The sequence below is a fragment of the Paraburkholderia sp. GV068 genome (assembly GCF_003058125.1).
Classification (GTDB): Bacteria; Pseudomonadota; Gammaproteobacteria; order Burkholderiales; family Burkholderiaceae; genus Paraburkholderia; species Paraburkholderia graminis.
Genome location: NZ_QBUB01000004.1, coordinates 445,163 through 453,821, shown reverse-complemented (window position 1 = coordinate 453,821; position 8,659 = coordinate 445,163). Strand labels below are relative to the sequence as shown.

General features: G+C 58.1%; 6 protein-coding genes. All 6 read left to right on the top strand.

The genetic code is table 11. The features are described from left to right. A partial coding sequence (locus tag C8K18_RS12100; protein ID WP_132384557.1) for a DUF2345 domain-containing protein occupies positions 1 to 880 on the top strand: 880 nt, incomplete at its 5' end. A 2-nt stretch (positions 881 to 882) separates the two neighbouring features. Continuing rightward, positions 883 to 2,856 (top strand): phosphatidylserine/phosphatidylglycerophosphate/cardiolipin synthase family protein, encoded by a 1,974-nt coding sequence (locus C8K18_RS12095; protein ID WP_107707591.1) that lies wholly within the window; start codon positions 883 to 885, stop codon positions 2,854 to 2,856. Positions 2,857 to 2,928: 72 nt separating this feature from the next. Next, a complete protein-coding gene (locus tag C8K18_RS12090; protein WP_107707590.1) occupies positions 2,929 to 4,137 on the top strand; it encodes a sel1 repeat family protein in 1,209 nt (402 codons plus the stop codon). A 120-nt stretch (positions 4,138 to 4,257) separates the two neighbouring features. After that, positions 4,258 to 5,448, top strand: a complete 1,191-nt coding sequence (locus tag C8K18_RS12085; RefSeq protein WP_181324864.1) for a sel1 repeat family protein — start codon at positions 4,258 to 4,260, stop codon at positions 5,446 to 5,448. A gap of 304 nt (positions 5,449 to 5,752) precedes the next feature. Further along, complete coding sequence (gene cyoA, locus C8K18_RS12080) at positions 5,753 to 6,646, top strand: ubiquinol oxidase subunit II (RefSeq protein WP_053859432.1); 894 nt, start codon at positions 5,753 to 5,755, stop codon at positions 6,644 to 6,646. A 3-nt stretch (positions 6,647 to 6,649) separates the two neighbouring features. Continuing rightward, positions 6,650 to 8,656 (top strand): cytochrome o ubiquinol oxidase subunit I, encoded by a 2,007-nt coding sequence (gene cyoB, locus C8K18_RS12075; protein WP_107707589.1) that lies wholly within the window; start codon positions 6,650 to 6,652, stop codon positions 8,654 to 8,656. Positions 8,657 to 8,659 lie beyond the last annotated feature (3 nt).

The following is an 8,659-nucleotide window of genomic DNA, read 5'->3' as shown; positions in this document are numbered from 1 at the left end:
GCCGGCCGACACCGATGCGCAGCGGCAGATGAAGGCGGATTTCGACGGCCTGAAGCAGCCGGGACTGCTGATGAGCACGCCCGCGTCGGCGGGTATCGTCGCGGGTGGTGGCGTGCAGTTCGCGGCGCAGGACAGTATCGCAACCGTTGCCGGCAAGAGCGCCGACTGGAGTGTGGCGAAACGCTTCACTGTTGCAGCGGGCGAGAAGCTTTCGCTGTTCGCACAGAAACTTGGTGTGAAGATTTTTGCGGCCAAAGGCCCTGTCGAAATTCAGGCGCAGAGCGATGCCATGTCGTTGCTGGCCGCACAAGACCTGACGATGGCAAGCGTCAACGGCACCGTGCGCATCAGTGCGAAGAAGGAACTCACGCTCGAGTCAGGCGGCGCGTTCATCCAGTTGAAGGACGGCAGCATCACGCTGGGCGGCCCGCTCGATCTGTTCATCAAGACCATTACGGTCCAGAAGCAGGGGAAAGCGTCGCTGAACATGCCGCTGGACCTCAACCATCCGTCGCTGGCCGGTATGCCAACCGTGCCGCTGACGGTAAATACAGCGGCATCTCCGGCGACGAGAGCGGCCATCCCGGCCGGCATGCCCTACGAGCTTTTCGCTGGCGGCGCGCTGGTGAAGCACGGTGTATTCGATGAGACCGGACTGCTTCAAATCGATCACCATCCCACGACTCGGCAATATACGCTGAAGCTCGCAAACGGCGTGAGCTACACGATTGCCGTGGCCGAGCAATACCGGGGCAACGCTGATAACGGAGCGCTCGCCAATCGGGGCATTCCGTTTCATGAAGGCCAGCCTGGGGCAGTTGATCGTGCGGAACACCGCACCGGTTACAACAAGCTGCTCAATCCTGATACGGACTTCTGATCGTGACACAACAACCATCCATTACCGTACCGATTGCGCTGTCCTGCACCGCAGGCGCGACTATCACGCTGCCGTGGTTTGTGCAGAAGACGGAATACAACCCGGCGACGGCGACATTCAGACCGTTGGTGAACGGTGAAGAAGCCTTTGGAACGATATACGACGCGATCCTGAATGCGAAGCGCTGTGTCGATATCATCTGCTGGGGCTTCCAGCCATCGATGTATTTCAGGCGTGGCAGCAACGACACGGTGCCAATCGGGCAGCTACTCGCGCGAAAAGGCGCAGATGGTGTTCGCGTGCGATTGCTCTGCTGGATGGACGACTTGCACGTTGCAGAGTGGAGCGAGAACAACATGCCGGGGAACAATGTCGCGACGATGCTCAAGCCATATATGCCGGACTGGCTCCTGTCGATGCCTGGCATGTCGATGGTTTCTCGGGACTACCAGAAGAACTTTGAGCGCGAATTTGATCTGGAATGGTATCGGCGGGCCAACCTGAGCAACGTCACAAAGGGGCGTCTGATGCGTCGGTTGCCATTCGCGGCCACGCAGGAAGCGTTTGAAGGCATCGAATTCGCCACGCGCGATTTCAGTTTCACTAATCGCGCCGAAATCGCATACCGCACGGCGTTTCATGGCAAGGATTCTCGGCGAAGCGCATACACGACGACACAGAACAGCGTCTCCATGGGCGCTACAGAGCCGACGCATCACCAGAAGATGGTGCTAGTCGACTACGAAATGCCCGATCAGGCAGTCGGCTTCGTCATGGGACACAACATGCTCGACACGTACTGGGATCGCGACGATCACAGCTATATACGCATGCATCCGAGAATGGGGCGTAACGGCGAGCACCCCCGGGAAGACATGTCGAGCCGCGTAAGCGGTCCCATCCTTGAATACCTGAACCTCAACTTCTGCCAGGCGTGGGACGATGCCACTGGCCAGACACTCACCCAGACGCGGGCGCCCCTGGCGAAGCAGTTGAAGTTGCGCCGCGACTTCGACACCCCGGTGATGGCGCAGATCGTACGCACGCAGTCGCAGAAGGGGAAGAAGGACATTGAGGCGCTGTACCTTCAGGCGGCGAATAACGCCACAAAGTTCATCTACATCGAGAATCAGTATTTCCGGTATGTGCCGCTGGCGGAGAAGATCAAGCAGGCTGTTTCCGCTCAGACGTGTGGCGGACGGGACGCGGGCAAACACGGGTCGATCTACCTGTTCGTAGTAACGAATTCCAACGACGAAGGTATCGGCGTTGGGACAGTCAATACATACCGGATGCTGGATTCGCTTGGCTGCGCACACCAGCTTCCGGGGGTGGCGACACTCGAACGCGAAGATGCACGGCAAGCCGCATTGAAGCAGGATTACGCGGCGGCGATAGAGCAGCAAAACCAGGCGAGCCGGGAGATCAGTGGCGCATACCAGATTCCGGGTTATGCCGATTCGTCGGCGGGCGAGAAAAGCCTTGCGCAATCGCAACAGAAGCTGACGCAGGCAAAAGCAAAGCGGGCTGATCTGGAAAAGCAGATGAAAGCGCCACCGCAGGTGGTGGTGCCCGGCAACATACCCGGCCTGAAGGTGCATGTGTGCACGCTGGTTGCCCCCGACTCGCCCCCGGGGAAATGGGACTATGTGTATGTGCATGCGAAGCTGATGGTGGTGGACGATGTGTTCATGACACTGGGTTCGGCGAACGTCAACATACGCAGCATGGAAGCCGACAGCGAACTAAACATCTGCCACGAGAACATGGCCGTGACGCAGCCACTGCGTAGGCGGCTGTGGAATCTGCATACCAAGGGCTTCAAGGATGGTGCATCGGATTCGCCAAAGGAAGCGTTTATCGCCTGGTCAAAAATTATCGAACGGAATGCTAGTTACCAGAAAAACGGACTGGCACCCATTGCCTCCTTGGTCGGCTTCATGCGCACATCGAGCGACCGTAGCTACGCGGACTGAGCCATGATCCGGCGACGCCTGTTTGTTCCACTATTCGTTCTGCTCTGTTCCTGCACCCATAAGGAGAACCCGATGGCTTCGCTTCCCGACATGAGCGCCGTACGCGCCAATCTCGCATTCATCTGTGTTCACGAAGCGGACCATCTGCCGCCACTCGATCAGCAGGCCGATGCGCTGTTCAGCTACGGCCGCTATCTGCAAAAGCAGGATGGACCAAAGGATTTCAATGCGGTTGCGCGCTATTACCGTATCGCAGCTGCCTGGGGTCATTACAAAGCCAATCACAACCTGCAACTGCTGGTTTCGCAGGGGCTGGCCGATTCGGCCGATGCACCGAAGGAAACGGTTGACCTAGCCGCGCAGCTGGTCCAGCAGGGCGTGCCGGGCGGCTACTTCGACATCGGGCATTACCTGGAGATTGGCTACGGGTTGAAACAGGACAGTGAGATGGCGTTGCGGTATTTCCGCAAGGCGGCTGATCTGGGAAGTCCTGAAGCACAGTATTACGTCGCAGACCTGCTTTCACCACGGGACAAGGCTCCGGAAATTTCGCGGCAGATGATGGAGTGTGCAACCGGTCAGGGATACGGCAAGGCGGCGCGCTATCTCGGCATAGATTTATCGACCAACAAGCTGTACGCCGAAGCCGTCCAGGCTTTTCAGAAGGGCGCGAAAGCGGGTGACTCGGAATCGAATTCCTTTTTGGAGGACGGGTTCAATACGCAGCCATCCGATTTGCTCAACTACATGGCGCTACCAGTTGACCCCGAGCGCTCTCGCCGCTACAAAGTCATCGGGGACTTTATCGACAACAACGACGGCCTGAATCCAAAGGTGCCCGACATCGACCAGATCGTACCGCTGCCGCCAGCGAAGCTGCCTCCTTGGGACGGCACGTTCCAGTGGCAGAAGGAGCAGGACGCGGCTCAGCCACCACAGAAGCCCGCGGAAACACTGGTCACAAAACTGGCCCGTGAGAAGAACCTCGATCCGGCAACGGGACTACCCGTTGCACCCGCCAAAAGCGCAAAGGATGAGCGTGTGCCGTTGGGGACGGTTGCCCGCACGGGGCAGGTATGTCCGCAAGACGGGCTGTGGACTGTGCAGCGATTCGCGGACGTTTCCTGTGATGCGACGCGCCGCTTCAGGAAAGGCGAGACGATGCCACAACTCGCGCTGAACGATCCCCGTCCCATTCCTGGTCTCGACTGGCTGCTCGGCATGCGCAAGTATCGGAGCGACAGGGAATGGACTCTCAAGGCTTACATCGACCAGGCGTAGTGAGATGGAAAATTTCGCTCGAGCTTTACTCGGAGTAACTGGTGCGCTCCGTTTATTCATCCATTGCCCCAGACTCGCCCCCGGGCAAATGGGACTGCATCTAGCTATGCGGACCGAGCCATGACCCGGAGACGCCTGCTTGTTCTGCTGTTAACCGTGCTCTGTGCGTGCACCCATAAGGAGAACACGTTAGCTTCGCTTCCCGACATGAGCGCCGTGCGCGCCAACCTTGCATTCACCTGTGTTCACGAAGTGGACCATCTGCCGCCACTCGATCAGCAAGCCGATGCACTGTTCAGTTACGGTCGCTATCTGCAAAAGCAGGATGGACCAAAGGATTTCAACGCGGTTGCGCGTTATTACCGTATCGCAGTGGCCTGGGGCCACTACAAGGCGAATCACAACCTGCAACTGCTGGTTTCACAGGGGCTGGCCGATTCGCCCGATGCACCGAAGGAAACGGTTGACCTTGCCGCGCGGCTGGTCCAGAAGGGCGTACCGGGTGGCTACTTCGACATCGGGCATTACCTGGAGATCGGCTACGGGTTGAAACAGGACAGTGAAATGGCGTTGCGGTATTTCCGCAAGGCGGCTGACCTTGGCAGTCCTGAAGCACAGTATTACGTCGCAGACCTGCTTTCACCGCGGGACAAGGCTCCGGAAATTTCGCGACAGATGATGGAGTGTGCATCCGGTCAGGAATATGGGAAAGCGGCGAACTATCTTGGCATAGATTTATCAACCAACAAGCTATATCCAGATGCCATCGAGGCATTCCAGATAGGGGTGGCGGCTGGAAACACTCAATCGGCATCCTTTTTAAAGAATGCATTCGATACCGAGCCATCTGACGCGCTTTATTACGTGGGATTGCAGAAGGACTCCGAGCGGTCAAGCCGCTACGAATTGATCTGGGAATTCCTCAACAACAACGACGGCCGCAATCCAAAGGTGCCAGACATCGACCAGATCGTCCCGCTGCCGCCAGCGAAGCTGCCTCCTTGGGACGGCACGTTCCAGTGGCAGAAGGAGCAGGACGCGGCTCAGCCACCACAGAAGCCCGCGGAAAAACTGGTCACAAAACTGGCCCGTGAGAAGAACCTCGATCCGGCAACGGGACTACCCGTTGCACCCGCCAAAAGCGCAAAGGATGAGCGTGTGCCGTTGGGGGCGGTTGCCCGCACGGGGCAGGTATGTCCGCAAGACGGGCTGTTGACTGTGCAGCGATTCGCGGACGTTTCTTGTGACGCGCCGCGCCGCTTCGCGGTCTCCGCCTGCTGCAGCCAAATCAGGCGCAACACGTCCGCCTGATAGGCAGGCGCCACGGCGTCGAGCTTCTTCATGAACCTGGCGCGTGACCTCTTTGAAGGTCAGTGCCGCCGTCGCGATCCCGGCGAGCTTTCTGCTCGCAATCGCGTTCCTCGGCCTCTCCCTTTCCCCCTCCCCAGCACCGCCCAACTCGCCCGCCCACCCCACCTCTGCACGTAGCTTGTCCAGGATCATGTTCCCGATCCCGCCGCACTCTTAGAATTCCACAGCGCATGAAGTAGTGGTCTGGTCTTCATGGCGAGAACATTGTGTAGCGTTTCAGATCGGTCCACGGAAATCAGCAGATATGGTGAATAAAAAGACCTTTGAACGGGTATTGATACCCTTGGGGGCTGGGCTCTCCGCGTGCCTTTCGGGGTGCAGCAATCTCGAGCTGCTCGATCCGAAAGGCAGTATCGGCATGGCGGAGAAGTCGCTGATCAGTACGGCGACAATGGCCATGCTGCTAGTCGTCGTGCCGGTGATCGTCATGATCATCGTGTTTGCCTGGCGTTATCGCGCGAGCAATCACAACGCGACGTACGCACCGAAGTGGGCGCACTCCACCGCGATCGAAACAGTGGTGTGGACCGTACCCACGCTCATCATTCTGTTCCTCGGCATTCTGACCTGGAACACGACGCACGAACTGGACCCTTACCGGCCGATCGAATCGGCGGTCAAGCCGATCAAAGTCGAAGTCGTCGCGCTCGACTGGAAGTGGCTCTTCATCTATCCCGAACTCGGCGTTGCGTCGGTCAATCAGCTTGCAGTACCCGTGGGTACGCCGATCGATTTTAGAATCACGTCCGATTCGGTGATGAATTCATTCTTCATTCCGCAACTCGGAAGCCAGATTTACGCAATGGCGGGCATGCAAACGCGACTGCACCTGATCGCCGACCACGCGGGCGATTACGCCGGCATTTCCGCGAATTTCAGCGGCAAGGGCTTTTCGGACATGAAGTTCCGCACGCTTGCTGTCACGCCCGCGCAGTTCGACGCATGGGTCGACAAAGTGAAAGCGTCGCCGCGCCGGCTCGATATGAACGAGTACAACTCGGTGTCGAAACCCAGCGAGAAGGAACCGGTAGGCTATTTCTCGTCGGTCGATTCGAGGCTCTTCAACAACATTATTGCGAAGTACAACAACGGCAATGTTCTTGATCCGCAAAACAGCAATTGCCGCACAAAGGGTTAGCACATGCTCGGAAATCTGACACTCTCCGCGATCCCGTTCGATCAGCCCATCATCATGGGGGCGGGCGCACTGATGCTCGTCATGGTGCTTGCGGTAGTCGCGGCACTGACCCGCTTTCACAAATGGAAATGGCTCTGGCACGAGTGGCTGACCAGCGTCGACCATAAGAAGATCGGCGTGATGTACATCGTCGTTGCCGTGCTGATGCTCGTGCGCGGTTTCGTCGATGCAGTCATGATGCGCCTGCAGCTTGCACTCGCCTATCATTCGCCAGGCTACCTGCCGCCGCATCACTACGATCAGATCTTCACCGCGCACGGCGTCATCATGATCTTCTTCATGGCGATGGCGTTAATGGTCGGCCTGTTCAATCTCGTCGTGCCGTTGCAAATCGGCGCGCGCGACGTCGCGTTCCCGTTCCTCAATTCGCTCAGTTTCTGGATGACTGCGATCAGCGCGATTCTGATGAATCTGTCGCTCGTGGTCGGCGAATTCGCGCAGGTCGGTTGGCTCGCGTATCCGCCGCTCTCGGAGTTGCAGTTCAGTCCGGGCGTGGGCGTCGACTATTACATATGGAGTCTGCAACTGTCCGGCGTCGGCACGTTGATTACGGCAATCAATTTCTTCGTGACGATCGTGCGGATGCGCGCGCCCGGCATGACGCTGATGAAAATGCCCGTATTCACGTGGACCGCGCTGTGCTCGAATGTGCTGATCATGGCTACGTTCCCGATCCTGACGGTGGCGCTCGCGCTGCTCGGCCTCGATCGCTACATGGGCATGCACTTCTTCACGAATGAAGCAGGCGGCAACGCCATGCTCTACCTGAACCTGATCTGGGCATGGGGACATCCCGAGGTCTATATCCTCGTGCTGCCGGCATTCGGCATCTATTCGGAAGTGATTGCGACGTTCTCGAAGAAGCCGCTATTCGGTTACCGGACGATGGTCTATGCAACCTGCGCGATCATGGTGCTCGCATTCCTCGTGTGGCTGCATCACTTCTTCACGATGGGTTCCGGCGCGGACGTCAATGCGTTTTTCGGCATCATGACAATGGTGATTGCCATTCCAACTGGCGTGAAAATATTCAACTGGCTGTTCACGATTTATCGCGGACGGCTGGAGTTCTCCGCGCCGGTTCTGTGGACGATCGGCTTCATGATTACATTCACGATCGGCGGCATGACCGGCGTGATGATGGCGATTCCCGGCGTGGACTTCGTATTGCATAACAGCCTCTTTCTGATTGCCCACTTTCATAACGCGATCATCGGCGGCGTGGTGTTCGGTTACCTGGCCGGTTTCCACTACTGGTTCCCGAAAGCGTTCGGTTTCAAGCTCAATGAGAAGCTCGGCAAGTGCGCGTTCTGGTTCTGGTTCGTGGGGTTCTACGCTTCGTTCATGCCGCTCTATGTACTCGGTTTCATGGGCATGACGCGGCGCCTGAATCACTATGACAATCCGGCGTGGCATCCGTGGCTGATTGCCGCCGCATGCGGCGTCGTGTTGATCGCTATCGGCGTCGTGTTTCAGGTGGCGCAAGTGTGGGTCAGTGTCGCGAACCGCAACAAGCGCGAGTATCGCGACATGACGGGCGATCCGTGGGACGGCCGTACGCTCGAATGGGCGACATCATCGCCGCCGCCGGTCTATAACTTCGCGATCATTCCGACGGTGCACGAGCTCGACGCTTATACACACATGAAGGAAACCGTGAGCGGCCACGCGAAAGCGCCGGTGTATCGCGACATCCATATGCCGTCGAATACGAGTGCCGGTTTGTTGATCGGTATGTTCAGCCTCGTGCTCGGATTTGCCGGCGTCTGGCATATCACGTGGCTGGCTGCTGCCGCGCTGTTGGCAATCGTCGCGACGCTGATCGTGCGCAGCTTCGGCGATAACGACGGCTATTACATTCCCGCGGCAAAGGTGCGGGAAATAGAAAGCAAGCGTGGCCCTGCGGCCGCAGCGGTGAATAACCGCGAACTGGAAGCTGTGGAGGCCTGATTC

Excerpts from the sequence above, each read along its gene's own strand:
- C8K18_RS12090 (WP_107707590.1), top strand. The coding sequence starts at position 2,929 with ATGGCTTCGCTTCCCGACATGAGCGCCGTACGCGCCAATCTCGCATTC.
- C8K18_RS12085 (WP_181324864.1), top strand. The coding sequence starts at position 4,258 with ATGACCCGGAGACGCCTGCTTGTTCTGCTGTTAACCGTGCTCTGTGCG.
- cyoA (WP_053859432.1), top strand. The coding sequence starts at position 5,753 with ATGGTGAATAAAAAGACCTTTGAACGGGTATTGATACCCTTGGGGGCT.
- cyoB (WP_107707589.1), top strand. The coding sequence starts at position 6,650 with ATGCTCGGAAATCTGACACTCTCCGCGATCCCGTTCGATCAGCCCATC.